General features: G+C 64.9%; 24 protein-coding genes. 15 read left to right on the top strand and 9 right to left on the bottom strand.

Annotated elements, in window-relative coordinates:
• The first annotated feature begins 117 nt into the window (after positions 1–117).
• Genes GR167_RS13535 through GR167_RS13500 form a run of 8 tightly spaced genes read left to right on the top strand, consistent with a single transcriptional unit; the run spans position 118 to position 8,742 of the window.
• Positions 118–1,248 carry a transporter substrate-binding protein gene (locus GR167_RS13535; protein WP_160974235.1) on the top strand — a complete coding sequence of 377 codons (1,131 nt, stop codon included), beginning with the start codon at positions 118–120 and terminating at the stop codon, positions 1,246–1,248.
• Positions 1,245–1,835 (top strand): ANTAR domain-containing response regulator, encoded by a 591-nt coding sequence (locus GR167_RS13530; protein ID WP_160974234.1) that lies wholly within the window; start codon positions 1,245–1,247, stop codon positions 1,833–1,835. Before GR167_RS13535 ends, GR167_RS13530 begins: the two co-directional genes overlap by 4 nt.
• The gene (locus tag GR167_RS13525) at positions 1,835–2,743 is read left to right on the top strand and encodes an ABC transporter permease (protein ID WP_160974233.1); all 909 of its coding nucleotides are present in this window, start codon (positions 1,835–1,837) and stop codon (positions 2,741–2,743) included. The genes GR167_RS13530 and GR167_RS13525 overlap by 1 nt, the downstream gene beginning before the upstream one ends.
• On the top strand, positions 2,743–3,663 hold the full coding sequence (locus GR167_RS13520; protein WP_160974232.1) for an ABC transporter permease: 921 nt from the start codon (positions 2,743–2,745) through the stop codon (positions 3,661–3,663). The genes GR167_RS13525 and GR167_RS13520 overlap by 1 nt, the downstream gene beginning before the upstream one ends.
• A 28-nt stretch (positions 3,664–3,691) precedes the next feature.
• Entirely contained in the window at positions 3,692–5,317 is a 1,626-nt protein-coding gene (locus GR167_RS13515) for an ABC transporter substrate-binding protein (RefSeq protein WP_212769958.1), read from the top strand.
• Entirely contained in the window at positions 5,307–6,251 is a 945-nt protein-coding gene (locus tag GR167_RS13510; protein ID WP_160974230.1) for an acetamidase/formamidase family protein, read from the top strand. The genes GR167_RS13515 and GR167_RS13510 overlap by 11 nt, the downstream gene beginning before the upstream one ends.
• Positions 6,248–8,044 (top strand): ABC transporter ATP-binding protein, encoded by a 1,797-nt coding sequence (locus GR167_RS13505; protein ID WP_160974229.1) that lies wholly within the window; start codon positions 6,248–6,250, stop codon positions 8,042–8,044. Before GR167_RS13510 ends, GR167_RS13505 begins: the two co-directional genes overlap by 4 nt.
• Before the next feature lie 26 nt (positions 8,045–8,070).
• Positions 8,071–8,742: a cysteine hydrolase family protein gene (locus GR167_RS13500; RefSeq protein ID WP_160974228.1), complete on the top strand. Its 672-nt coding sequence runs from the start codon at positions 8,071–8,073 to the stop codon at positions 8,740–8,742.
• A 42-nt stretch (positions 8,743–8,784) separates the two neighbouring features.
• Here GR167_RS13500 and GR167_RS13495 read toward each other — a convergent pair whose 3' ends face one another.
• From GR167_RS13495 to GR167_RS13460, 8 genes are all read right to left on the bottom strand, one after another.
• Positions 8,785–10,008 (bottom strand): serine hydrolase domain-containing protein, encoded by a 1,224-nt coding sequence (locus GR167_RS13495; RefSeq protein ID WP_160974227.1) that lies wholly within the window; start codon positions 10,006–10,008, stop codon positions 8,785–8,787.
• A 94-nt stretch (positions 10,009–10,102) separates the two neighbouring features.
• Positions 10,103–11,134, bottom strand: coding sequence for an ABC transporter substrate-binding protein (locus tag GR167_RS13490; protein ID WP_160974225.1), 1,032 nt, complete (start codon positions 11,132–11,134; stop codon positions 10,103–10,105).
• Between the two features lie 52 nt (positions 11,135–11,186).
• Positions 11,187–12,029, bottom strand: coding sequence for an ABC transporter permease (locus tag GR167_RS13485; RefSeq protein ID WP_160974223.1), 843 nt, complete (start codon positions 12,027–12,029; stop codon positions 11,187–11,189).
• Entirely contained in the window at positions 12,022–12,963 is a 942-nt protein-coding gene (locus GR167_RS13480; RefSeq protein ID WP_160974221.1) for an ABC transporter permease, read from the bottom strand. Before GR167_RS13480 ends, GR167_RS13485 begins: the two co-directional genes overlap by 8 nt.
• On the bottom strand, positions 12,963–14,024 hold the full coding sequence (locus GR167_RS13475) for an ABC transporter ATP-binding protein (RefSeq protein ID WP_160974219.1): 1,062 nt from the start codon (positions 14,022–14,024) through the stop codon (positions 12,963–12,965). Before GR167_RS13475 ends, GR167_RS13480 begins: the two co-directional genes overlap by 1 nt.
• 118 nt (positions 14,025–14,142) lie before the next feature.
• A complete protein-coding gene (locus tag GR167_RS13470; RefSeq protein ID WP_160974217.1) occupies positions 14,143–14,913 on the bottom strand; it encodes a helix-turn-helix domain-containing protein in 771 nt (256 codons plus the stop codon).
• Positions 14,914–15,040: 127 nt separating this feature from the next.
• A complete protein-coding gene (locus tag GR167_RS13465) occupies positions 15,041–16,393 on the bottom strand; it encodes an ATP-binding protein (protein WP_160974215.1) in 1,353 nt (450 codons plus the stop codon).
• Positions 16,390–17,049 (bottom strand): response regulator transcription factor, encoded by a 660-nt coding sequence (locus GR167_RS13460; protein WP_160974213.1) that lies wholly within the window; start codon positions 17,047–17,049, stop codon positions 16,390–16,392. The genes GR167_RS13465 and GR167_RS13460 overlap by 4 nt, the downstream gene beginning before the upstream one ends.
• 147 nt (positions 17,050–17,196) lie before the next feature.
• Between GR167_RS13460 and GR167_RS13455 the strand changes: the two genes are divergently transcribed.
• The 6 genes from GR167_RS13455 (at position 17,197) to GR167_RS13430 (ending at position 22,361) form a co-directional block, all read left to right on the top strand.
• A complete protein-coding gene (locus GR167_RS13455) occupies positions 17,197–17,511 on the top strand; it encodes a PepSY domain-containing protein (RefSeq protein WP_160974211.1) in 315 nt (104 codons plus the stop codon).
• Complete coding sequence (locus GR167_RS13450) at positions 17,504–18,187, top strand: cytochrome b/b6 domain-containing protein (RefSeq protein WP_235915956.1); 684 nt, start codon at positions 17,504–17,506, stop codon at positions 18,185–18,187. The genes GR167_RS13455 and GR167_RS13450 overlap by 8 nt, the downstream gene beginning before the upstream one ends.
• Before the next feature lie 164 nt (positions 18,188–18,351).
• The gene (locus tag GR167_RS13445) at positions 18,352–18,684 is read left to right on the top strand and encodes a hypothetical protein (RefSeq protein ID WP_160974209.1); all 333 of its coding nucleotides are present in this window, start codon (positions 18,352–18,354) and stop codon (positions 18,682–18,684) included.
• 43 nt (positions 18,685–18,727) lie between these two features.
• Positions 18,728–19,198, top strand: a complete 471-nt coding sequence (locus GR167_RS13440) for a DUF2271 domain-containing protein (protein WP_160974207.1) — start codon at positions 18,728–18,730, stop codon at positions 19,196–19,198.
• Between the two features lie 12 nt (positions 19,199–19,210).
• On the top strand, positions 19,211–21,418 hold the full coding sequence (locus GR167_RS13435; RefSeq protein WP_160974205.1) for a PepSY domain-containing protein: 2,208 nt from the start codon (positions 19,211–19,213) through the stop codon (positions 21,416–21,418).
• Positions 21,399–22,361 carry an FAD:protein FMN transferase gene (locus GR167_RS13430; protein WP_160974203.1) on the top strand — a complete coding sequence of 321 codons (963 nt, stop codon included), beginning with the start codon at positions 21,399–21,401 and terminating at the stop codon, positions 22,359–22,361. Before GR167_RS13435 ends, GR167_RS13430 begins: the two co-directional genes overlap by 20 nt.
• 154 nt (positions 22,362–22,515) lie before the next feature.
• Here GR167_RS13430 and GR167_RS13425 read toward each other — a convergent pair whose 3' ends face one another.
• The gene (locus GR167_RS13425; RefSeq protein WP_160974201.1) at positions 22,516–23,586 is read right to left on the bottom strand and encodes an isopenicillin N synthase family dioxygenase; all 1,071 of its coding nucleotides are present in this window, start codon (positions 23,584–23,586) and stop codon (positions 22,516–22,518) included.
• A 304-nt stretch (positions 23,587–23,890) separates the two neighbouring features.
• Between GR167_RS13425 and GR167_RS13420 the strand changes: the two genes are divergently transcribed.
• Positions 23,891–24,973, top strand: a complete 1,083-nt coding sequence (locus GR167_RS13420; protein WP_160974199.1) for an ABC transporter substrate-binding protein — start codon at positions 23,891–23,893, stop codon at positions 24,971–24,973.
• The last annotated feature ends 1 nt before the right edge of the window (position 24,974 follow it).

Raw genomic sequence — 24,974 nt, 5'->3', positions numbered from 1 at the left:
CGGATCGGGGCGGAATCTGCCCAGTATGGGGGTAACAACTCAAATCGATAGCGGCAATTGCGCCCCTGCACCCTCGGCCGAGGGGCTGGGGCTTTTTTGTTTTGCGTGGGGGAAAAGATGCCTGACTTCCAGATTGGCCTGCTGTTTTCGACGAGCGGACCCTATTCCGCGCTTGGTCAGAGCGCGCGGGATGGGGCGTTGCTGGCGCTCGAAGAGGTCAATGCGGCCGGGGAGGTCAGGCTGCGTGCCCGGATTGCCGACCCGCAGGGCGTGCCGTCGGAATATGAACGGCTGATCGGCGAGATGGTGAAGGACGGCGACATCAACCATGTCGTGGGCGGTATCACCTCGTGGTCGCGCAAGGACATGATCCCGGTGCTGGAACGTCATGGCGGATTGCTGTGGTATCCCTGCCCCTACGAGGGTTTCGAAACATCCGACAATGTCGTTTACCTCGGCGCCTGCGCGAACCAGCACCTGTTGCCGATCATCGATCATGTCGCCCAGCAGCCGCTGGATGGCGCGTTCCTGGTTGGGTCCAATTATGTCTGGGGATGGGAAACCCTGCGGGTGGCCCGCGAACGGCTGGCGGATCGGGGCATTCCGATCGTGGGGGAAAGCTATCTGCCGCTGGGTGACCAGGAAACCGCGCATCTGATGACCGAAATCGCGGCCAGCCGTCCCGGTGTGATCGTGAACAGCCTGATCGGGCCCTCGAACCACGCTTTCATGCGGGCGCTGACGCAGCTCAAGGAGGACGGGCTCGATGTAACGGTCGTCAGCGCCAACCAGACCGAGGCCGATCTCGATGCGCTTGGGTCGGCCGCCGACGGAATGCTGACCATCGCCGCCTGGTTCGAAAGCCTGGCCGATGCGCAAACCGCGCAATTGCGGTCGCGGATCGCCGCGCGTTTCGGACCCGATTACCGGGCGTCTTGTTACTTCGCGACGGCTTATACGGCGGTGAAACTGCTGGCCCACGGTTTGGCGCGCGCGGGCAGGGACGATCCCCGTTCGGTGTTCCAGGCCGTCGCCGGTATCGAGTACCAGACGGTTCTCGGCCCGATCAGCGTGGACCCGATCACCCGGCACACCAGCCTGACTCCGCGCCTTGCCGTCGCGCGGCGCGGGGCGTTCGAAATCACCGCCAATCCCGGCAGCAGCGTGGCGCCGGACCCTTATCTGACGCGGGTGGCTGCGGCACCGCGCGTCGCCGAAGGACGACCCAACCTGAGGATCGTGTCATGACCCCATCTCTCGAATTCAATTTCACCGGCCGCCGCGCCATCGTTCTGCACCCGGCCGAAACGGTGCGCGACCAGCTGCAATCGCGCCTCGCGGCGCTTGGGCTGAGAACCGGGGCCCAATGGCCCGCCTCGCGCGAGGAAATTTCCGACGCGGACGTGCTGTTCGTGGATATCGACAGCGGCCATGACGACCTGTTCCCTTGGGAAGCGGGCGCGGCGCCGATCCCGGTTATCGGGCTGGTGCGGTCGGAAGCGCCGGGCCGGTTGGCCTGGGCGCTGGAGCACGGCTTTGACGCCTATCTGCCGCTGGCGGCGATGGGGAACGTGTATTCGACGCTGGTCGTCGCCACGGCGCATCAGGCCAAACGGCTGGGCCACACCGCCCGCGACGCGGAAATCGCGCGGCGCAACGGTCTCAGACACGCTTTGGTGCGGGCCGTCCTGCAGATCATGGAACGGGACGGGATCGACGAAATTTCCGCCCTGAAACAGCTCCGGACCCAGGCGATGGCGGGGCAAATGGCCCTCGAAGACGCCGCGGTTCAGGTCCTGACAGACAATACCCCTATGCACGCGAGACGTCGCTAATGAACACCGAAACCACCAATGTTCCCGACCAGCCGGCAACCGCCAAGCGGCACCCGGCCAAGGCTGTCCTGCTGGCGATCCTGAAGCGGCCGCAGTCGGCCTTTGGCCTGATCGTGATCGTGGCGATGGTCCTGGCGGCGGTTCTGGCGCCCTGGATCGTGCCCTACGATCCCAACGACCAGATGTTCGACGGGCTGAGCCTGGAAGGCGCGCCGTTGCCGCCGTCGGCCAAGTTCTGGCTTGGCACCGATCTTCTTGGCCGGGACTTGTTTTCGCGGCTGGTGCTGGGCACCCAGACATCGCTGATCATCGGGGTGCTCGCCAACGGGATCGCGGTCGTGCTGGGGGCGACGGTCGGCATCGTCGCGGGCTATTTCGGCGGGGTCGTGGCGGCCGTGCTGATGCGCATCACCGACCTGATGATGGCGTTCCCCGCACTGCTTCTGGCAATCGTCCTTGCCGCGATCTTCAAGCCGTCCTTGCTTATCGTCGCGCTGGTGATCGCGATGGTGAACTGGGTGCAGATGGCCCGGGTGGTCTATACCGAAACCCGGTCGATGGCGCAGCGGGACTTCATCGAGGTGCAGCGCGCCATGGGCGCGTCGGCCCCGCGCATCCTGATCCGCCATATCCTGCCGCACCTGATCTATTCGATCATCGTTTTCGGCACGCTGGGCATTTCGACCACGGTGCTGCTTGAAGCGACGCTGAGCTACTTGGGCGTCGGCGTGCAGCCGCCCACGCCGTCGTGGGGCAACATCATCTTCGAAAACCAGACCTATTTCGCCAACGCGCCGTGGCTGGTCTTCTTCCCCGGTCTCGCAATCGTGCTGCTGGCGCTTTCGTTCAACCTGCTCGGGGACGCGCTGCGCGACGCCCTCGACCCGAAGCTGAAGGGGCGTCACTGATGTGGAGTTACCTGATCCGGCGCCTGATCGAGGCCGCGCTCATCCTGCTTGGGATCAGCCTTGTCACCTTCGTGCTGCTTTACCTCGTCCCGGCTGATCCGGCGCGCCAGATCGCCGGGCGTTCGGCGACCGCCGAAACGGTGGCCAATATCCGCGCCCAGCTCGGGCTCGATCAGCCCTTCCACATCCAGTATGTGCGCTATCTTGGCAATCTGTTGCAGGGCGATCTGGGCCGGTCCTACCTGCAGCGCACCGAAGTGTCGGAACTGATCGCGGCGCGGATGCCGGCGACGCTGCTGTTGATGCTGGCGGCCATCGTGGTGGAACTGATCGTCGGGCTGACCATCGGTGCGGTCGCAGCACTTCGTCGCAACACGCCGGTGGATCACGGTCTGATGGTGTTTTCCTTCGTCACAATCTCGGCTCCGCAATTCGTGGTCGGCATCCTGCTGCTCTATGTCTTCGCGGTGCAGCTCGGTTGGTTCCCGATCGGCGGCTACGGCACCTTCGCCCACCTCGTGCTGCCGGCGGTCACCATCGGCCTGCTCGGCACGGGCTGGTATTCGCGGATGATGCGGTCGTCGATGATCGACGTTCTGGCGCAGGATTTCGTGCGCACCGCGCGCGCCAAGGGGCTGGGCCGTATGCGCATCATCCTGCGCCATGTCGGGCCCAACGCGATCCTGCCCATCATCGCGATGATCGGCATCGATATCGGGCTGTTCATGTCCGGCATCGTCGTTGTCGAAAGCGTGTTCGGCTGGCCCGGTATCGGTCAGCTCGCCTGGCAGGCGATCCAGCGTGTCGACATCCCCATCATCATGGGGGTCACGCTGGTCTCTGCCTTCTTCATCGTCCTCGGGAATCTGTTGGCGGACCTGATCGCGCCGATGGTGGACCCACGGATCAAACTCAAGTGAACCAAGACCCAACAGGAGAAACAGAAAAATGCGCAAGACTTTGATGACAAGCGTTCTGGCCCTGGGTGCCGCCATCGGCACCGCACAGGCACAGGACTTCACCGACGCCAAGCAGGGCGGATCGATGATCGTCACCTACAAGGACGACGTTTCCACCCTCGACCCGGCCATCGGATACGACTGGCAGAACTGGTCGATGATCAAGTCGCTGTTCGACGGGCTGATGGATTACGAACCCGGCACCACCGTTCTGAAGAAGGACCTGGCCGAGGATTACACCATCACCGATGGCGGCAAGACCTTCACTTTCACCCTGCGCAAGGGCGTGAAATTCCACAACGGTCGCGAACTGACCGCCGAGGATGTGAAATATTCTCTCGACCGCGTGACCAACCCCGCGACGCAAAGCCCGGGCGCCGGTTTCTTCGGCTCGATCGCGGGCTATGACGCCATGGCGTCGGGCGAAGCCGACAGCCTGTCGGGCGTCACCGTGATCGATCCCTACACCGTGGAAATCAAGCTGTCGCGCCCCGACGCGACCTTCCTGCACGTGATGGCGATCAACTTCTCATCCATCGTTCCCAAGGAAGTGGTCGAAGAATACGGCCCCGATTTCGGCAAGCACCCGGTCGGTTCCGGTGCCTTCAAACTGGCCGACTGGACCCTGGGCCAGAGCCTGACCTTCGAACGCAACGCCGATTACTGGCACGAAGGCGTGCCGAAGCTCGACCAGATCACTTTCGAAATCGGGCTGGAACCCATCGTGGCGCTGCTGCGCCTGCAGCAGGGCCAGGCCGACATCCCCGGCGACGGCATTCCGCCGGCGAAATTCCTCGAGGTCACCAGCGACCCGGCTTACAAGGATTTCGTGATCGAGGGTGGCCAGCTGCACACCGGCTACATCACCATGAACGTCAAGATGCCGCCCTTCGACAACGTCAAGGTGCGTCAGGCGGTGAACATGGCGATCAACAAGGATCGCGCGGTGCGCATCATCAACGGCCGCGCCGTGCCGGCGAACCAGCCGCTGCCGCCGTCGATGCCGGGCTACGCGCCTGATTACAAGGGCTATGCCTTCGATCCCGAAGCGGCCAAGGCGCTGCTGGCCGAGGCCGGTTTCGCCGACGGGTTCGAGACCGAGCTTTACGTCTACAACACCGACCCGAACCCGCGCATCGCGCAGAGCTTCCAGCAGGATCTGGCTGCCATCGGCATCAAGGCCGAAATCCGGTCGCTGGCCCAGGCCAACGTGATCGCCGCCGGTGGCGAACCGGACCAGGCGCCGATGATCTGGTCGGGTGGCATGGCGTGGATCGCCGACTTCCCCGATCCGTCGAACTTCTACGGCCCGATCCTGGGCTGCGACGGCGCGGTGCAGGGCGGCTGGAACTGGTCGTGGTACTGCAACGCAGACCTGGACGCCAAGGCGGTCGAGGCCGACGCGATGACCGATCCGGCGATGGCGGCCGAGCGCGAAGCCAAGTGGCGTGAGATCTACCTTTCCATCATGGAAGACGCGCCCTGGGTTCCGGTGTTCAACGAACAGCGCTTCACCATGCGTTCTGCCAAGCTGGGCGGTCCGAACGAAATCTTCGTCGATCCGGTCCATGTCCCCGTCAACTACGACTACGTGTATTCGAACGATGTGCAATAACTGCGATTACACCATTCACGGTCGTCATCATCACTTCGGGTGGGATCATTCGATCCCGCCCGTCGCGACCGTGGCCCCGGGGTCGAGCCTGCATTTCGAATGCCTCGACAGCTCGGGCGGACAACTGACGAAGGACAGCACCGCGGCCGACCTGGCCACGCTGTCCTTCGACAAGATCAACCCGGTCACCGGTCCCGTCTATGTCGACGGGGCCGAGCCGGGCGACATCCTGAAGATCGAGATCGACAGTTTCGAACCTTCCGGTTTCGGCTGGACGGCGAACATCCCGGGCTTCGGGCTGCTGGCCGATCAGTTCGAAGACCCGGCGCTGAACGTCTGGTCCTATGATCCCGACAGCATGGCACCGGCGCTTTACTGTGACATCGCCAAGGTACCGCTGAAGCCCTTTGCCGGGACCATCGGTCTTGCCCCGGCCGAGACGGGGCACCATTCGGTGGTGCCGCCGCGCCGGATCGGCGGCAACCTCGATATCCGCGACCTGGCGGCAGGCACCACGCTCTACCTGCCGGTGGAGGTGGCGGGGGCGCTGTTTTCGATCGGCGATACCCATGCCGCGCAGGGCGATGGCGAGGTTTGCGGCACCGCGATCGAAAGCCCGATGAACGTCAATCTCAAGCTCGACCTCATCAAGGACACGCCGCTGAAATTCCCGCGTTTCACCACGCCGGGACCGGTGACGCGGCATCTCGATGCCAAGGGCTACGAGGTGACGACCGGGATCGGTCCCGACCTGATGAGCGGCGCGCGCGATGCGCTGTCGGCGATGGTCGACCTGCTGAGCGCGCAATACAAGCTCAGCCCGGTCGAGGCTTACATGCTGTGCTCGGTCTGCGGCGATCTGCGGATTTCCGAGATCGTGGACATGCCGAACTGGGTCGTGTCCTTCTACCTGCCGCGCGTGGTGTTCGAATGAGCCCCGCCGAAAACAATCCCGGGCGCGGAGACGCGCCGCGCCCGGTGCTCAGCGTCCGGGGGCTGACGATCCAGGTCGCCACCCCCAACGGTGCGAAAACCGTGCTCGAGGATATCAGCTTCGATCTGAACCAGGGTGAAACCCTGTGCCTTGCCGGTGAAAGCGGGTCGGGCAAGTCGATGACGGCATTGGCGATCATGGGCCTGCTGCCCCAGCCGATGGCGCGGATCACCGCCGGTTCGATCAGCCTCGCCGACGGGACCGAATTGTCCAGCCGCACCGAAGCCGAATTCCGCAAGATCCGGGCGCGCCGAATCTCGATGATTTTCCAGGAACCGATGACATCGCTGAACCCGGTGATGACGATCGGAAGCCAGCTTGCCGAAGTGCTGCTGGAACATGACATGTGTTCCGCCGCCGAAGCCCCTGCAAAGGCGCTGGCGCTGCTGAAGGACGTGCGCATCACCGATGCCGAAAAGCGGCTGCGGCAATATCCCCACGAACTTTCCGGCGGTATGCGGCAACGGGTGATGATCGCCATCGCGCTGGCCTGCGATCCGCAGATCCTCATCGCCGACGAACCGACCACCGCTCTGGACGTCACGGTTCAGGCCGAGGTGCTTGAACTCATCCGGGCGCTGCAACGCGAACATGGCACGACCGTTCTGATGATCACCCACGACATGGGCGTCGTGGCCGAGATGGCCGACCGCGTGCTGGTGATGCGAAGCGGCAAGCAGGAAGAGGCGGCGCCGGTGAAGGAACTCTTCGCCACGCCGCGCACCGATTATGCCCGCGCGCTTCTGGCGGCGGTGCCACGGCTGGGTGACAGCCCGGCGCGCCCTGACCCCGACCGCAGACATGATATTCTCGATGTCGAAGGGCTCAGCGTCCGCTTCCCGATGCGCAGCGGGCTACTGAACCGGGTGACCGCCAACGTGCATGCGGTGGAAAATGTCAGCTTCAAGATCGCGCCGGGTGAAACGCTTGCCCTGGTCGGGGAAAGCGGCTGCGGCAAGTCGACGATCGGCAAGGCGTTGCTGGGACTGGTGCCCTCCGATGGCAGTATTCGGGTCGATGGCGACCAGGTGGTCGGTGTCGGCCAGGCCGCGTTGAAACAGGTGCGCCGCAACATCCAGATGGTGTTTCAGGACCCCGGCGCCTCGCTCGATTCCCGGATGACGGTCGGGGCGCAGGTGGCCGAACCACTGCAGGTGCACGGGATCGCGACCGGCTCCGAACTGCGCGACCGCGTCGAATGGCTGTTCCGCCGGGTGGGCCTGACGCCGGACCAGATGGATCGCTATCCGCACGAGTTTTCCGGCGGCCAGCGTCAGCGGATCTGCATCGCCCGGGCGCTTGCCCTGCGGCCCAAGGTGATCGTCGCGGACGAAAGCGTTTCGGCGCTCGACGTTTCGGTTCAGGCGCAGGTGCTGGAACTGCTGCGCGAATTGCAGGAGGAGGAAAAGCTTGCCTATCTCTTCATCTCGCACGACATGGCGGTGATCGACCAGGTGGCCGACCGGGTCGCGGTGATGAACCTTGGGCAGATGCTGGAAACCGGCAGCCGCGAACAGGTTTTGCGTAACCCGGCGCACCCCTATACCCGCCGTCTGCTGTCGGCGGTGCCGATCCCCGATCCGACCCGCAAACGCCCGCCCGTGTTGCCCCGCGCGGGAGAAGTCGGGACGCCGGTGTTCAAGAAGGGCCAAGGCCCCGAACCGTTTGCGCTGAACGAAATCGCCCCGGGTCATTGGGTCGCCGCCCATCCCGACACCGAGCAAGCCGCCTGACCGCCGGCCCTGAAAAGGAGACCATCATGAGCTGGAAAACCGCGTTCCGTTCCTTCTACTACGAAACCGCCGATGAACCCGACGACATCGAACTGCCGCCGGCCGAAACCGCGCTTCTGGTGATCGATATCCAGAACACGTATATCGAACCGAAGGACGATCCCGTCGAGGCCAAGCGGTGGGCCCCGTTCCTTGACCGGATGCGCGATGTCGTGATCCCCAACACCGCCGCCCTGCAAAGCTGGGCCCGCGAAAACGGGGTCGAGGTCCTGCATGCCCGGATCGCCTGCCAGACCGAGGATGGCCGCGACCGGTCGCTCAGCCAGAAGAAACCCGGGTTCAACTACCTGCTGCTGCCGAAAGACCGCGAAGACAGCCAGATCGTTCCGGCGGTCGGACCTGTCGGCGACGAAATCGTGGTCACCAAATCCACCGATTCCGTGCTGACGGGCACCAATCTGCGGCTGATCCTGCACAACATGGGCATCCGCAACGTGATCGTCGCCGGGATCTTTACCGATCAATGCATTTCCTCGAGCGTCCGCAGCCTGGCTGACGAAAGCTTCAACGTGGTCGTCGTCGAAGATTGCTGCGCGGCCGCCACCGATGCGTTGCACCGGCACGAACTGGAAGTGATCAACATGATCTACTGCCACGTGGCAAGCGCGGAGGAAGTGAAGGGTTTCCTCGTTCGGTAGCCTGGCAGTATGGGCTACGCGGCCGAGAACCGCGTGGCCCGATCAGCTCAGCGCCCGTGTGATCGCTTCGCAGGCGCGTACCGCGTCATGGCTGAACGAGGGGACAAGGTAGTCGGGCCAGCTCGACATCTTGACGATCACCGTGTCGGCGCTCCGGTCGATGAAGATCAGTTGACCGAACACGCCCCGCGCCATGAACACGCCCTTTTCCGGCTCATGCACCCACCAGAAGCGCCGATAGGCGCCGCCCGGCGACAGCAGCGTGTAGGGATCGCCGAATTTCGACGGGTCGGCGCCGCCGCAAATCCCCTCGATCCAATCCTGTGGGACGATCTGGTCCGGCCCGACCCGACCGCCATCCGCGACCATTCTGGCAAAGCGGGCATAATCGCGCAGCGTCGCGTTGAAACCGCCATCGGCCAGCGCGGTGCCCGCGTCATCCACCGTGAAGTAACCGTCATGTTCGGCCCCGATCCGGCGCCAGATCCGGTCCGACAGAAGCGTGGCAAGATCGGTTCCGCTGACCCGTTCCAGCACCCAGGCGATAACGTCGGTTTCGATCGAACGGTAGGAAAAGCTTTCCCCGTGCGGGCGTTCCTGCGGCAAGGTCAGGATGACGTCGCGGATGGTCGGCTTGATTTCGCCGTCCCGCACCGGCCGCCAGCCCGAGGCGACATCGACCCGGGTCATGTCGCTGTCCGGCAGGCCGTAATCTTCGGTGAAGCGCGCGCCGGACAGCATGTCCAGCGCCTGATCGAGCGTGCAGCCCGCATAACCGCATTGACCCAGCTCGGGGACGATATCGTCAAGCGGTTCGGCAAGGTCCAGCACCCCCTCGCCATGCAGCACCCCGGCCAATGTGCCGATCAGCGACTTCGAAACCGATTGCCCCAGATGGGCGATATCCGGCGCGAAGTCGTTCGCATAGGTTTCGGCAACGATGCCGTCGCCCTTCAGCACCAGGAAACCGTCGGTATAGCTTGCCGCCAGCCAATCCCCGACGCTTGAGGTGCCGCCGTCGAAGGCGTCGAAGCGGATGTCCGACAAATCCTGCCCAGTCTCGGCGAAACGGCGCGGCGCGTCGGTTCCGGCGCGCACCTCGACGGTGGGGAACAGCCTGCGCATATTCTGGAAGGACCAGCGGTTGAACGGCGCCAGGTCCCAATTGTCGAGCGAGGGCCGTTTTTCGGGCGGCGGCGGAAACCCCTGCATGATCCCAATCTCGCGCGCGGTCTTGGGGCTCTGGCGGTTTGATGTGTCGTGCATGGTCCACTTTCCAGCAGGGCGGCCCGCGATCCGGCCCGCGTTCTATCGGTGCAGCGGCCCGGCAGGGGCCGCTGCGGTTTTCAGGTCGTCGGGATTATTGCTTCAGGCGGGTCCAGACCTTGTTATAGAGGTCCACCACGTCCTGATCGCAGGGCGGCACGAAATCGGGCACCGGCGCGCCCTCGGGCATGACGATTTCCGGCGCGTCCAGCATTTCGGCATCCATGTATTTTTCCGAACCGAGGATGCCGTTGGCATAGCGCGCGAAATTCGAAGTCAGCGCCGCGTTTTCCGGGTCCATCATGAAGTTCACGAACAGCTTTGCGTTTTCCATGTTGGGCGCATCCGCCAGCACCGCCACGTTATCCATCCAGCCGGTGAAGCCTTCCTTGGGATAGGCGTATTTCAGCGTCGGGCGGTCGGCGCGGGCGCGCATGGCGGCGCCGTTCCAGCTTTGCGACAGGTCCACGTCTTTCGAGGTCAGTTTCTCGATCACCGAATAATCCATCGTGCGCCAATCGGCCTTGGCCTTGGTCAGCAGCGCCAGCAATTCCTTCATCTGCTCGGGATTGGAATTGCAGCGCGGATGGCCCAGGTAACGCAGCCCCGCATTGATCACGTCGTTCATGTCGTTGAGCATGTTGATCCGACCCTTCAGTTCGGCCGGCGGGTTGAAGATCAGTTCCAGCGTATCGATGTCGCCGCCGTAGACCGCGCTGTCGACGGTGAAGCTGGTGGTGCCCCACTGATAGGGCACGGAATATTTGCGGCCCGGATCCCAGTAAACATCGACCCAGTTCGGATCCATGTTCTTGAAATTCTCCATCCCGGAGGCGTCGATTTCGGCCAGCAGGCCCTCGCCGATCATGATCGCGACCATGTAATCGCCCGGCACCACGATGTCGTAGCCGGTGCTGCCTTCCTTGACCTTGGCCAGCATGGTTTCGTTGCTGTCATAGCCGTCCAGGGTCACTTCGACGCCGTATTCGGCCTCGAATTTCTTGATCATCTCGGGGTTGGTGTAATTGCCCCAGTTGTAGATGTTCAGCTTGCCTTCGGCATGGGCGCCCATCGCGCTCAGGGCCAGGGCAGACGCGGCTGCCGCGTGCAGGATTGTCTTCTTCATGGCTAGGTCTCCGGTTGGGTTTCAAGGGGCCGCTTGAGGTGCGGCTTTCTGGTTATTTTCGTTTTCGTTGCAGCAGGAAGGTGAGCGCGACCATCGCCACGGTCACCGCGATCAGGATGGTCGACACCGCGTTGACCTCGGGCGTGACGCCGCGCCGGATCTGGCCGAGGATGTAGATCGGCAGGGTGGTTTCCCCCGGCCCCGCCACCAGCAGCGTGATGATCACGTCGTCGAGCGACACCACGAAGGCCAGCATCGCCCCCGCCATCACCCCGGGCATCAGCAGCGGCAGGGTCACGTGGCGGAACACCTGCCAGGGCGCGGCGTAAAGATCGGCGGCGGCTTCCTCGAACGTGGCGGGCATGTCCGACAGCCGCGCGCGGATCGGCATGTAGGCGAAGGGAATACAGAACACCGTATGCGCCAGGATCAGCCAGCCCAGCCCGGTCACGCCGGTCAGCTGGCGCAGGATCGAAAAGAACGACAACGTGGCGATGGCGGTGACGATTTCGGGGATCATCAGCGGCTGGTTGATCAGGGCAATGGCGGCAGACCGCCCCCGGAACGCGCCGCCGCGCGCGGTTGCCAGCGCCGCCATCGTGGCGATCACGGTTGCGAAGACGGTGGCGGTCAGCGCCACTTCCAGAGAAATCAGCGCGGAGCGGCGGATATCGCCATTGTCCAGCGCGGCGGTGTACCAGCGCAAGCTGAATTCGGTCCAGCGCACCACCGAACGGTTATCGTTGAAGGAAAACACGATCAGCACCGCGACCGGGGCGTAGAGGAATAGCAGCACCAGCCAGGAAATCCCGGTGAACAGGGGTTGTCGCCGCAATTCGCGGCTGCCCGTCACGCGTTTGAAAAGGCCGGGTTTCTTGCCAACGGGATCAGTCATTGCCGCCCTCCTTCGAAGCACCAGCCCGCAGGCTGACCAGCAGGGCGATCAGCACCAGCGCCATCAGGATCAGCGCCGCGGCGGACCCGAACGGCCAGTTGCGCCCGGCGCCGAATTGCAGCGCGATTAGGTTGCCGATCATCAGCTTCTTGCCGCCGCCCAGCAGTTCCGGCGTGATATAGGCTCCAAGCGCCGGGATCAGCACCAGCGCGCAGCCCGCCACGATGCCCGGACGGGTGAGCGGGATGACGATGTGGCGGAACACGTTGAACCGCGTGGCGTACAGGTCGTGCCCGGCCTCAAGCAGGCTGAAGTCGAATTTTTCCAGCGAGGCATAGATCGGCAGGATCATGAACGGCAGGTAGCTGTAGACCAGCCCGGCCAACACCGCTCCGTCGGTATACAGCATCTCCAGCGGCTTGCTGATCAGCCCGGCCTTGATCAGCATCAGGTTGATGAAGCCTTCGTCGCGCACGATCAGCAGCATCGAATAGGTGCGGATCAGCAGGTTGGTCCAGAACGGCAGGGTGATGGCGAAAAGCCAGAAATTGCGCTGTTCCGGCGGTCGGGCGGCGATGAAATAGGCCACCGGGAAGCCCACGATCAGCGTGCCGATCATGGTGATGACCGCCAACCCGAAGGAGCGCCCGAAAATCTGCAGATAGGCGCTGTTGAAGACCAGCGTGTCGTCGAAAATATCCCTCTCGTACAGGAACTGGACATAGGCATCGGGCGAAAATACCCATTCGACGCCGCCATAGGTGCCCGGTTCGAGGAAGGAATAGACCAGCGCGATGGACAGCGGTGCCAGTCCGAACAGCCCGATGACCAGCAGCGCGGGCAGCAGCAGCAACAGCCGCGCCCGCCGCTTGCGTGCCGCGCGGGTTGCTTGCGCGCTGCGCAGTTTGGATTGGGTTTGCAGGGCGTCGCGCATCAGTCTTCCAATACGTGCAGCATGGCGCTGTCGCAGCGCAGCCCGACCCGGCTGCCCGGGGCGCGCGGGTGTTCGACCTGGGCGATGACCTCGGTGCCGTCATCCAGCCGCAGCCGCATCTGCGACCCGGCGCCGAAATAGGTGCTGTCGATCACGCTGCCCCGCAACAGGGCGGTTTCCGCGCCTTCGTCGAGGATCGAAATCGTTTCCGGGCGCATGGCAACATGGACCGGACCGGGCTGCAGCGACAGGGACGCGGCGTGGACGGCAAGCGTTTCGCCTTCGCCGAAATGGATCAACGCCCGGTCGCCCTCGTATCCCAGCAAATCCGCCTTCACGATATTGGTGTCGCCGATGAAATCGGCGACGAAGCGGCTTTGCGGCTTGGTGTAGATCTGTTCGGGCGTACCCACCTGGCGCACCGCACCGGCGGACATCACGGCGATCTGGTCGGACATGGCCAGCGCCTCGCCCTGATCGTGGGTCACGAAGACGAAGGTGATGCCGGTTTCGTGCTGCAGCCGTTTCAGTTCGCTCTGCATCCCCTTGCGCAGCTTCAGGTCCAGCGCCGACAGCGGTTCGTCCAGCAGCAGCACCTTGGGCCGGGGCGCAAGCGCCCGCGCCAGGGCGACCCGTTGCTGCTGACCGCCCGACAGCTGATCCACCCGGCGCGACGCGAAGGCGCCGAGCTGCACCAGGTCCAGCATTTCCTCGATCGTGGTGCTGATTTCGGATTTCGGCCGTTTCAGCATCTCCAGCCCGAAGCCGATATTGCGCGCCACGCTCATATGCGGGAACAGCGCATAGTTCTGGAACACGGTATTGACCGGGCGTTCATGCGGGGCAAGGTGGCCGATCGGGTCGCCGTCCAGCGCGATTTCGCCTTCGCTGGGCAATTCGAACCCGGCGATCAGCCGCAGCAGCGTTGTCTTGCCGCATCCCGAGGGGCCGAGAAGCGTGAAGAAGCTGCCTTCGGGGATGACAAGCGACACGTCGCCAAGGGCCGTCACGGCGGGCGCGCCTATTCCGAAGCGTTTCGTTACATGTCTTACGTCGATCATTGCCTGGCCCCTAACCCCCTGTGGTGGCGTCGGGAATCAGACTAAGGGCAGGGCGGCCCGGCTGTGAATACCCCCAGGGGAGCACGGATTTCCTACCCCTCTGGGGGTAGAACCCGGGTCAGCCCACGGATTTCAGGAAGATCGAAAACAGGCCGGATTGCGAAGACACGCCCAGTTTGCGGTAGATGTTCTTGCGGTGCACCTTCACCGTCGCCGGGGACACGCCCAGCATCATCGCGATCGACTGGGTGGAATGGCCGCGCAGCAGGTTCTGGACCACCTCGATCTCGCGGCCGGTCAGCCCGGTGCAGACGGTTTCGATCATCGCTTCGAGACTGACATGGCCCGCCGCCTGGTCCTGCCGCGTGCGCGGGCTGCGATAGAAATGCTGTTCGCACAGCGCCGCGATGATCGGATGTTTTTCGGTCAGCTGGCGCACATCGCGCTTGGAAAACCGCTTCGCCCCGTTCTGCGGTGCGAGGGAAAAGAACAGCATGCCGTCCCACAACTTGACGAAGACCGCCAGTTCATCTTTTAGGCGGATGGATTTGTAATAGATGTCGAAATAGTCGGTGCTGGCAAACCGGTCGGGCGCGACATCGCCCAGAACCATGACCGGTTTATGCCTCTCGCTGATGAAGCTCACCACGAACGGGTCCAGCAGCCATGCCCTGTCCAGCCAGCGGTCGACCACCACCGACCGCCGTTCGGCGCGCACGTTGTCATAGATATGCTGGGGCGGCCCGCTCAGGCTCAGCCGGGTCACGAAAGCCCCGTAAAACGGGGCGATGGAGCGCATGTAATCCAGCAGGTCCGGGATGAAATCCGGGGTTCCGATCGAGCGGATCACCTTGGCAAGAACCCCGGTCGGAGCTGTGTTTTGTTCCATCGTGACCGCCCGTATCCGATTGAAAAGCTGGATGATTGACTTTGCCCCGTCCTATCGGCTTTGGCAACTTGGGCAGGGGGCTGCGGCGGTCGGACGGCCCGGGCGCATTGCGCGGCTACCGCGCCGCTCACCCGACTTGAGGGGGCTTCGCTTCCGAAACGGGCAGTGTCACGATCGCCTCGAAGCCCGTTTCCCGTCCGCTGCGGGGCGATTGCAGGACAAGCTTGCTTCCGATCCGGTCCGCGATCGCCGCGACAATGGCGAGTCCGAGGCCGCTGCCATCGGTGCCGGTAGCGGCGCGCTCGAAACGGGTGGTCAGCTTGGTCAGTTTCTCGGGCGGCACCGTGTCGCCGTCATTGGCCACGCTCAGGGTTCCGTCCGTCGTCAGGGTCACATCGACCGGGGCGGCATCCGATCCATATCGCAGGGCGTTTTCGACCAGGTTCCGGCACAGGATGCCGAATATGTCGGGGTCGAGATCCGAAATGACCGGCCGGTCCGGAAGCGCCAGCGCGATGCGCCCGGTGGCGGTGGCGCGGCCGATATCCTCGGTGACGATCTTCGCCACCGTCCGCAGGTCCGAAGTCCGGTCCAGCCGCAGCTGGCCGCCTTCCGCCCGGGCGAGCTGCATCAGCCGTTCGGACAGGCGGGTGAGCCGCTTGAGCGTCGCCTCGATGTCGCCGGCTCGCGCCGATGCCGCGGGATCGTCGGTTTCCGCGCGCAGGCGCTGCGCCTGGGCGATCGCACCGGCCAGCGGCGTTCGCAATTCATGCGCGGCATTGGCGGCGAAGCTGCGTTCGGCGTCGAACGCGTCTCTCAGCCGGGTCAGCAGGGCGTTGAGCGTGGCGGCCATCGGGGCGATTTCCGAGGGCAGATCGTCTGCGGGCACCGGCGACAGGTCGCGGGCATCGCGGGCCTGAAGCGTTTCGCGGAAGCGGCGCAGCGACCCCAGGCTTGCGCCCACGGCGACGGCGATGACCAGCAACGTCACCGGAATGACGATCAGAACCGGCAGGCTGAGCCCGATCTGAAGCTCGCGCGCGACGGCGGTGCGGTGCTCGAGCGGTTCGGCGACGGTGATCCGGATGGTCCCCCGCAGCGCGTCGTCGCTGTAAAGCCGGTGGGTCGCCGTCTGGGCAAAACCCGGTTGGTCGTAGGGCGGGAACACGGCCGCGTCGGCGGTGTGCGATTGCAGCAGGATACGCCCCTGCGCGTCGCGGACGATATAGGTGAAGAATTCGTCGTGTTCGCGGATGGCGCCAAGCCGCTGGGTCACGCCGTCATCTTCGCGCGCAACGATATCGACCACGGCCAGCGGCAGCAGGCGCTGCGCCGTTTCCTTCAGCGCGGAATCGAAGACCTCGTCCATTTCGTGGCGCAGCATCGTGGCGGTGACGGTCGCGGCGGCGATCCACAGGACGGTCAGCAGAATGCCAAGCGACAGCCCCAGCCGGGCCATGAGGCTGCGCGGCAGTCTCATGACGCCCCCAGCCGGTAGCCCATGCCGCGTTCGGTCTCGATCACTTTCGGTCCCAGCTTCTTGCGCAGGCGGCTGACATGGACCTCGATCGTGTTGCTTTCCACCTCGGCATCGAAGGCATAGAGCTTTTCCTCAAGCTGCGCTTTGGACAGAAGCTGACCGGGGCGGGACAGGAAGGCCTCGAACAGGGCCCATTCGCGGGCGGTCAGCTGCACCGGTTTGCCGTCGCGGAAAATGCTGCGCGCGGCGAGGTCGATTTCCAGCCCGCCGTGGGTGATGATCGGGTTCGGGTTGCCGCTGTAACGCCGCGCGACCGATCCGATCCGCGCCGACAGTTCCGCCAGGTCGAAGGGTTTGACCAGGTAATCGTCGGCGCCCGCGTTCAGCCCCTCGATCCGGTCGGTCACCTGGTCGAGCGCGGTCAGGATGATCACCGGGGTCACGTCGCCGCGTGTCCGCAGCTTTTTCAGGAAGGGGATGCCGCGCCCGTCGGGCAGCATCAGGTCCAGCAGGATCAGGTCATAGGCCGCGCCGACAAGCGCATCGCCCGCCGCGTCGAGGCGGGTGACCCAATCCACCGACTGGCCGTCGCTTGCGATCTGGTCGCGCACTGCGGCGCCCAGAACCGTGTCGTCCTCGATCAGCAATATGCGCATATCCGTTCCCGTTCCTGTTCCGTTGCGCCCTTCATGACCGACCCGGCTGACGCAAAGCTGACGTCGCCCGAGTGCCGGTCTTCAGGCTGCCGTCAGCTTCGCCGCTCATAACCGATCCCGAAATGGCCGCAACACGGAGTTTGGCCCATGAAGAAGACACTGACAATTCTTAGCTTTCTCGCCGTTCTGCCGGCCGGGGCAGTGTTGGCCGACGACGATTGCTTCGTGCCGATGGCGGATTGGCAGCCACGCGCCTCGGTGGCGCAACTGGCCGAGGAAAACGGATGGACGGTGCGGCGGATCAAGATCGATGACGGCTGCTATGAAATCGACGGTACCGATGCCGACGGCCGCCGGATCGAGGTGACGGTGCATCCCTCGACGCTGCAGGTGATCGAGCTCGAATACGAAGATGACGACGACCGGCCCCGGAAGACCAAGGAGAAGTCGGAAGATGACTGATATAGGCGCCCGGGAAACCGCCCGGATGACTGGCGGCGCGGCGGGAACGGTGCGGGTCTGGGACCCGCTTGTCCGCATCTTTCACTGGGGGCTGGTCGCGGCCTTCGCAATCGCCTGGCTGACGGCGGATGAGCTTCAGCCGGTCCACGAATTCGCCGGTTATGCGGTCGCCGGGCTGGTCGCCTTCCGGCTGGTCTGGGGCCTGATCGGCAGCCGCTACGCGCGGTTCACGCAGTTTATGAAAGGGCCGGGCGCGACGCTGGCCTATGCAGGTGACATGGTGCAGGGCCGGGAACGCCGCTATCTCGGCCACAACCCGGCGGGCGCGGCGATGATCGTTGCGCTGCTCGCCACCTTGTCCGGCACCGCCTTCACCGGCTGGCTGATGGAAGAACCGGCGCGCATGGCGATGCTGCCCGACCTGCCGCAGGTGGTTGCCCCTGCCTTCGCCGACGGCGACGAGGACGAGGAATACGAAACCCGTGGCGAAGGTTATGGCGGAGGCAGCGAAGAGATGCTCGAGGACCTGCACGAAGCCTTCGCCAACCTGATGCTTCTGCTGGTGGCGCTGCATGTGGGGGGCGTTGTGCTTGCCTCCTTCCGGCATCGCGAAAACCTGGCCCGCGCCATGGTCACCGGCGACAAGCGGGCGCCCGGACCCGGCGATATCGCCTGATCCCGCGCCCCCGGCCGACCGTCCCTTCGGCCGCTCAGGCCCCGCTCTCCCCGGCGGGGCCTTTTTCGTTCCTGACGCCAGGCTGAAGCGGGAATCGCCGCCGCGTCAGGAAACCCTCAGGTCGGGTCCCCAGATTGGGTTCAGCAGATGAAAGGAAACCTGTCATGAAAAAGACCCTTACCCTTCTTGTCGCCTCGACCGCGCTGACGGCCGCCATCGGTGTCCCCGCATGGAGCGCCATGCGCGCCGCAGCAGACGACGGCGCATCGCGCCCCTTCGCGGCGCTTTTCGGCGACGCGCAGGACGACCTGCCGCTGATCTTTGCCAGCAGCCATGACGACGACGATGATGATGACGACGATGATGATGACGACGACGACGATGATGATTATGGCCGCAAGGGGGGCATGACCAATCCGGCCCCTGTCGGCACAGTCGCCCCGCCGCAGAACGGCCTGTTCGGCAACGGCGCGCCGCCGAAGGTTCAGGTGAACTGACCCCGGCCCTCCCATCACCATCTTCAACGAAGGACTTAAAACGATGAAATCCCCCCTCGCAATGCTTGCGCTGACAACGGCGCTGACGCTGCCCGGTCTTGCCATGGCGCGCCCGGTCACGCTGACCACCAATCTCAACAACTACGGCGGCGACGGTGCTTATCTCGCGCTCTATGTCACCGACGCTTCGGGCGCCTATGTCGGCAGCCTGTGGATGGCGGGCGGCAAGTCGAAATATTACGAGCACCTGACCGACTGGTATCGCGCCACCGGCGGCGATCCGGCGCAGATCAACGGCATCACCGGCGCCAGCGTGGGCGCTGGCCGGTCGCTGGAAATCACGCTCGACCTGGCCGATGCGCTGTTCGATGCGGGCTATACGCTCCATATCGACGCGGCGGTCGAGGATATGCGCGACAGCCCGAACGAGGTGGCGGTGCCGCTGACCTCTGATGGCGCGGGCCAGCCGGTGCGCGGCCGCCGTTATATCGCCGATTTCAGCTACGACATGTAAGGAGATCATGCGATGATCCGCGCCCTTCACCGCTGGCCGGGGCTTGTGGCCCTGGCCCTTGTCACCGTGCTGACGCTGAGCGGCGCGGTGCTGTCGATCTTCCCGGCGGCCGACCGGATAAGCGCGCCGCAGGCCGAGGCCGGGCTGAGCGTTGCCGAGCTCGGCACGCGCATCCAGGCGGCCTATCCCGGCGTCGAACAGATCCGCCGCGCGCCGTCGGGGCGGATCACCGCCTACTGGTTCGATCAGGGCGCGCCCGGCGCGGCGGTGATCGATCCCGCGACCGGGCAGGGGGTCGCTTCGGCCGACCCCAATCAGACCGAACGCTGGCTGACCAATCTGCACCGGTCGCTGTTCCTTGGCGCTGGCGGCCGGATCGCCATGGCGGCGGGGGCGGCGGCGATGCTGGTGCTGGCGCTGTCCGGCGCGGCGCTGGTGGCGCGGCGCGCGGGCGGCTGGCGGCGCTGGTTCGCACCGGTGCAAGGCCCGCTTGCCGGGCGGCTGCACACGGAAATCGCCCGCGTCGCCGTATTCGGCCTGGTTCTGTCCTCGGCCACGGCGCTGTGGATGAGCGCCGCCACGTTCGAGCTGCTGCCCGATGGCGCTGCCGGTCCGGTCTTCCCGGCAGAGGTGAGCGGCGAAACCGGTGTGGCGCTTGGGGCGATCGACCAGCTGCAGGCGACCCCGGTTGCCGAGCTGCGCGAGCTGAGCTTTCCCTACCCGGACGATGCGACGGACGTGTTCACGCTGAAGACGGACCAAGGCACCGGATATATCGATCAGGGCACCGGCGCGCTGCTGTCCTGGGCAGACCTTGCCGGGTGGGACCGGGTGAACGAGACCATCTATATGCTGCATACCGGGCAGGGGGCTGCCGCGCTTGGCCTGCTGCTTGGGGTGATGGCGCTTGGGGTGCCTGCATTGGGCGCGACCGGCGTTCTGGTCTGGCTGGCCGGGCGGCGCGGACGGCCGCGCATTCGCGGCAACCAGCCCGCCAGCCGGGCCGAAACCATCCTGCTGGTCGGCAGCGAAGGCGGCAGCACCTGGGGGTTCGCGGCGACGCTGCACCGGGCGCTGACCGACGCCGGGCACAGCGTCCATGCCGCCCCGATGTCGGGCTTCGATCCGGCCCGCTATGGCCGCGCCGAACGTTTCATCGTGCTGGCCGCGACCTATGGCGACGGCGACGCACCGGCCTCGGCGAAGGGATTCCTCGACCGGCTCGGGCGGCTTGAAACCGTGCCCGCCGCGCCGCTGGCCGTTCTCGGCTTCGGCGATCGCAGCTTCCCGGAGTATTGCGCCTTCGCCGCCGCCGTGGACCGGGGCGCGCAGGACAAGGGGTGGGTGCAGCTTGTTCCCTTCGACACCGTCGACCGCCAGTCGCCGCAGGATTTCGCCCGCTGGGGCCGCGCATTGGGCCAGGCGCTCGGGATCGATCTGGAACTGTCGCATCAGCCGGTGCCGCCTGTGTCGCAGCAACTGACCCTGCTGTCGCGCCGCGATTACGGTGCCGAGGTGCAGGCCCCGATGGCGATCCTGCGCTTCGCGCTGCCGAAAGCGACGCCGTGGCAGCGGCTGACCGGGCAGGGCTTCGCACGGTTCCGGGCGGGCGACCTGCTGGGCATCCTGCCGGACGGGTCCGCCCTGCCGCGGCTTTATTCGCTCGCCTCCGCCCGCCGTGACGGCTTCGTGGAAATCGTGGTGCGCAAGCATCCCGGCGGGCTGTGTTCCGGCCAGTTGACGGCGCTGCAGCCGGGCGACACGGTGTCGGCCTTCCTGCGCCGCAATCCCGGGTTCCAGCCGGATCGCGGCCGGACCCCGCTGATCCTGATCGGCGCGGGTACCGGGATCGGCCCGCTGGCCGGGTTCGTGCGCGGCAATGCGCGGCAGCGGCCGGTCCACCTGTTCTTCGGCATGCGCCATCCCGACAGCGATTTCCTGTATGGCGAGGACCTGCCGGTCTGGCAGGCCGAGGGCCGTCTGTCCCGGATCGTCACCGCCGTGTCGCGCGGGGTGCGGCCGCATTACGTGCAGGACGCGCTGCGCGCCGAAGCGCCCGAGGTTGCCCGGCTGATCCGGGACGGCGCGCGGGTCATGGTCTGCGGCGGCCGCGACATGGCCGCGGGCGTCGCCGAGGCGCTGACCGAAATCCTTGCACCCAGTGGGATGACCCCGGCGGTGCTGAAAGCGGAGGGACGCTATGCAGAAGACGTCTACTGATCCCGAACGCCACGCCCTGAACGGGCCGACCATGGGCACGCGCTGGACGGCGCTGTTCTTCGCGCCTGCGGGGTGCGATCCCGCGCCGGTGCAGGCCGCGCTGCAGGCGGCGGTGGACGAGGTCGATGGCCAGATGTCCACCTGGAAACCCGGCAGCGACCTGATGCGGTTGAACGCGGCGCCGGTGGGCGACTGGATCGACTTGCCCGCTCGGCTGATCGAGGTGCTGCGCCTCGGGCTGGAGATCGGGCGGGCCTCGGAAGGAGCCTTCGATATCGGCATGGGTGATGCCGTCACCGCCTGGGGCTTCGGCCCCGAGGCGGCGCAGCCCGACCGTATCCGTGCCGCATTGACTGCGCAGCGGGTGCCCGCATCCGATGCGCTTGAGCTGGACGTCGCGGCGGGGCGGGTACGCAAACATGCGCCGGTCACGCTGGACCTGAACGGGATCGCCAAGGGCTATGGCGTCGACCGGCTGGCCGAGACGCTGCGCGGTTTCGGGATCGGGTCGGCGCTGGTCGGGATCGACGGCGAAATGCGTGCGATCGGGCTGCGCCCCGATGGCGAGGCCTGGACCGTCGCGGTCGAGGCCCCGGACCGGACCCGCCGCGCGCCGCATTCGATCCTCGCGCTGCACGATGCCGCCGTCGCCACCTCGGGCGATTACCGCCATTGGGTCACGGTCAACGGCCGCGAGTTGTCGCACACGATGGACCCGCGCAAGGGCGGGCCGGCGCTGAACACGCCCGCCTCGGTGACCGTCGTCGCGCCGAGCACCGCCGAGGCCGACGCCTGGGCGACCGCCCTGATGGTGCTGAGCGTCGAGGAGGGCCGCGCCCTTATGCGGCGACACGGCTACAGCGCGCTGTTTCTGCTGCGCGACGCGGATGCGAGTATCCGGGCCGTGGGCACCGGGCCTTTGTTCGCGGGGGAGGCCGCGTGATCCCTTCCGGGCAATGAGGGGGGCGGTCGCCCCGGCCAAGCGGCCAAGCCCCCGTCACAAGATCAAAACCTTCCCGCAGCCGCGCGGGTGAAAGGGGAGGCCGCTAGACCTCCCCAATCACTGCGAGTGGACGCCCGTGGCGAAATCCGGGGGCTCAGGTTTCCTTGGCTTCGCGTTTGAACGGGTTTTCCTCGGGCACCTCGTAATCGGGGATCAACTCGCCCTTGTCATAGGCGTCCGCCATGTAGCGGAAGGATTTGACCGTCATCCGCATCAGGTGTTCGCCGGCCTTCATCGGCGGATATTTTTCCAGCGTTTCGGGCGTGCGGAACTTTTCCAGCGGTTCGACCACGGTGTGATAATCCAGCCCGAAGAACAGCGGCATCGAATAGCGTTCCTTGCCGATATTGATCACCCGGTGCTGCGTCGACTTGAACTGGCCGCCCGACCAGGCTTCGAAGATGTCGCCGATATTGACAACGAAACAGCCCGGCAGCGGCGGCGCCTCGATCCAGACGTCTTCGGCATTCATCACCTGCAGGCCCGGCGACCCGGTCAGCAGGATGGTGAAGCATTCGAAATCGGAATGCGCGCCGATGCCGACGATTTCCTTGGTCGCGGGCATGTCGTTTTCGATATAGCGCAGCAGGCGCAGCTGCGAGGTCGGATAGGTGATGTGGCGGGTCAGTTCCTCGGTCTCGACGCCGAGTTCCAGCGCCAGCGCATCCAGCAGTCGCAGGCCCAGGTTGAAGGCCGCATCGTAATAGCCAGAAACGGTGTCCTGCCAGCCGGGGATGTCGGGCCAGATGTTCGGGCCGGTCATCCGCCATTTGGCCAGGTAATCGGGATGGTCTTCGGGCGCCTCATAGGACATGTCCCAGGCTTCGTTGAAATTGATCGACTTGGGGAAGTTCGACCCGTTTTCCTCGAACGGCACATAGCCGCGGTGGTGGGTGGTGAAACCCGACCAGTATTTCATTTTGAAGCTGCGGGTCTTTTCGTGGAATTCCTTGGACGCGGCGAAAAGCGCGTCGACCTGTTCCTGCGGGATGCCGTGATTGGTGATATAGAAGAACCCCGAGGTGCGGGCGGCGTCGCCCAGTTCGGCCGCGACGCGGGCCTTGTCTTCGGGATTGCCGGTGAACAATCCGCCAAGATCGATCACGGGCAGGTTGGCGTCTTCTATCGTCAGGGCGCGCTGGTCTTGGGAAATTTCTGAACGCATGTGTCAGTCCTCTTTCAGTCCTCTTGACTGATGTTCCCCACAAGGCCCCGCCGACGGGCTGGATGCGCTGCGACGGGGCGGGGAGAGCCCGCCACAATGCTTCCCCGGATTCGCGCACCGGCATACAAATGCTGGTCAGAAAGCCTTACCTGACCCGCCGATCTGCCCAGAAATTGATCAAATTGCATTTGGGTTGACGAAAATCCGGCCTTGGGACTCACGCGTTGCCGTCGGGTCATCCCAGCATCAAGGGGCACTCACGGCACCGGTTCGCCCCTCATGTGCCCAACTCTTGGAGACACCGATGACCTCTATCAACCGACGCACCCTTCTCAAAACCGCTGGCAGCGTGGCCGGCATGGCCGCCGCTTCCAGCGTGATCGGCACCCCCCTAATCGCGCAATCGCGCAGCCTGAAGATCGGGTCCTATGGCGGCTATTTCGAAGACAGCTTCAAGGAATACGTATATCCGGCCTTCACCGAAGCGACCGGGATCGCGGTGGAAAGCGTGACCCAGCCCAATTCGACCGACTGGCTGGTGACGATGAGCCAGGCGACGGCGGCGGGCAACGTACCGGCCGATGTTTCGCTTTACGCCCGCGACACCATGATCAAGGCCTCGCGCATCGGCGGGCTTCTGGCGCCGCTCGACCTGACGAAGATGCCGGCGACCTCGAATCTCGATGGCTATTTCATCTTCGAAGACACCACCGGCGCGATCGGTGTCGGCGCGATGTCCTGGTTCACCGCCATGGTGATCAACCCCAACGAAGTGGAAGCGCCCGCAAGCTGGGCCGAATTCTGGGACAGCTCGAAATTCGAAGCCAGCCTGGGGCTTTCGAAGAACTTCAACTCGCAATTCCTCGATATCGTTGCGGCAACCTTCTTCGAGGGGGCCGAAACCTTCTCGACCAAGGACGGTATCGTGGCGCTGGTCGAAAAGGCGGCCGAGATCAAACCCAACGTCGCCCTGTGGTGGTCGGCCGAAAGCCAGATGGAACAGTCGATGAAGAACGGCGACGTGATCGGCGGGCAGTATTACCTCGACGTGGCCAACCTGATGGCGCTGGACGGGTTCCCGATCAAGCCGATCTTCCCGAAGGAAGGCAACCCGCAGGACTACGGATCGTGGTGCCTGTCGGCGATTTCGGAAAAGGCCGACGAAGCGGCCGAGTTCATGAACTTCGCCTCCGATCCGGCCACCCAGGCTTTGATGTCGCGGATGATCGGCACCGCGCCGCTGGTCGATCAGTCCAAGACCGACCTGACCGACGAGGAATTCGCGATGGTGTCGGGCGCGCCCTCGATCAAGCCCGCCTACGAGGCCTATCTCGACAACGAGACCTTCATCAAGGAAACCTGGGAAAAAATGCTCGCAGGGGCCTGAG

Source organism: Thalassovita mangrovi (assembly GCF_009857745.1).
Lineage (GTDB): Bacteria > Pseudomonadota > Alphaproteobacteria > Rhodobacterales > Rhodobacteraceae > Thalassobius > Thalassobius mangrovi.
The sequence above is the reverse complement of the archived record's forward strand: the minus strand, read 5'-3'. Positions and strand labels throughout refer to the sequence as shown.

Coding starts and splice junctions, on each gene's coding strand:
- GR167_RS13535 (WP_160974235.1), top strand. CDS start 118: ATGCCTGACTTCCAGATTGGCCTGCTGTTTTCGACGAGCGGACCCTAT.
- GR167_RS13530 (WP_160974234.1), top strand. CDS start 1,245: ATGACCCCATCTCTCGAATTCAATTTCACCGGCCGCCGCGCCATCGTT.
- GR167_RS13525 (WP_160974233.1), top strand. CDS start 1,835: ATGAACACCGAAACCACCAATGTTCCCGACCAGCCGGCAACCGCCAAG.
- GR167_RS13520 (WP_160974232.1), top strand. CDS start 2,743: ATGTGGAGTTACCTGATCCGGCGCCTGATCGAGGCCGCGCTCATCCTG.
- GR167_RS13515 (WP_212769958.1), top strand. CDS start 3,692: ATGCGCAAGACTTTGATGACAAGCGTTCTGGCCCTGGGTGCCGCCATC.
- GR167_RS13510 (WP_160974230.1), top strand. CDS start 5,307: ATGTGCAATAACTGCGATTACACCATTCACGGTCGTCATCATCACTTC.
- GR167_RS13505 (WP_160974229.1), top strand. CDS start 6,248: ATGAGCCCCGCCGAAAACAATCCCGGGCGCGGAGACGCGCCGCGCCCG.
- GR167_RS13500 (WP_160974228.1), top strand. CDS start 8,071: ATGAGCTGGAAAACCGCGTTCCGTTCCTTCTACTACGAAACCGCCGAT.
- GR167_RS13495 (WP_160974227.1), bottom strand. CDS start 10,008: ATGCACGACACATCAAACCGCCAGAGCCCCAAGACCGCGCGCGAGATT.
- GR167_RS13490 (WP_160974225.1), bottom strand. CDS start 11,134: ATGAAGAAGACAATCCTGCACGCGGCAGCCGCGTCTGCCCTGGCCCTG.
- GR167_RS13485 (WP_160974223.1), bottom strand. CDS start 12,029: ATGACTGATCCCGTTGGCAAGAAACCCGGCCTTTTCAAACGCGTGACG.
- GR167_RS13480 (WP_160974221.1), bottom strand. CDS start 12,963: ATGCGCGACGCCCTGCAAACCCAATCCAAACTGCGCAGCGCGCAAGCA.
- GR167_RS13475 (WP_160974219.1), bottom strand. CDS start 14,024: ATGATCGACGTAAGACATGTAACGAAACGCTTCGGAATAGGCGCGCCC.
- GR167_RS13470 (WP_160974217.1), bottom strand. CDS start 14,913: ATGGAACAAAACACAGCTCCGACCGGGGTTCTTGCCAAGGTGATCCGC.
- GR167_RS13465 (WP_160974215.1), bottom strand. CDS start 16,393: ATGAGACTGCCGCGCAGCCTCATGGCCCGGCTGGGGCTGTCGCTTGGC.
- GR167_RS13460 (WP_160974213.1), bottom strand. CDS start 17,049: ATGCGCATATTGCTGATCGAGGACGACACGGTTCTGGGCGCCGCAGTG.
- GR167_RS13455 (WP_160974211.1), top strand. CDS start 17,197: ATGAAGAAGACACTGACAATTCTTAGCTTTCTCGCCGTTCTGCCGGCC.
- GR167_RS13450 (WP_235915956.1), top strand. CDS start 17,504: ATGACTGATATAGGCGCCCGGGAAACCGCCCGGATGACTGGCGGCGCG.
- GR167_RS13445 (WP_160974209.1), top strand. CDS start 18,352: ATGAAAAAGACCCTTACCCTTCTTGTCGCCTCGACCGCGCTGACGGCC.
- GR167_RS13440 (WP_160974207.1), top strand. CDS start 18,728: ATGAAATCCCCCCTCGCAATGCTTGCGCTGACAACGGCGCTGACGCTG.
- GR167_RS13435 (WP_160974205.1), top strand. CDS start 19,211: ATGATCCGCGCCCTTCACCGCTGGCCGGGGCTTGTGGCCCTGGCCCTT.
- GR167_RS13430 (WP_160974203.1), top strand. CDS start 21,399: ATGCAGAAGACGTCTACTGATCCCGAACGCCACGCCCTGAACGGGCCG.
- GR167_RS13425 (WP_160974201.1), bottom strand. CDS start 23,586: ATGCGTTCAGAAATTTCCCAAGACCAGCGCGCCCTGACGATAGAAGAC.
- GR167_RS13420 (WP_160974199.1), top strand. CDS start 23,891: ATGACCTCTATCAACCGACGCACCCTTCTCAAAACCGCTGGCAGCGTG.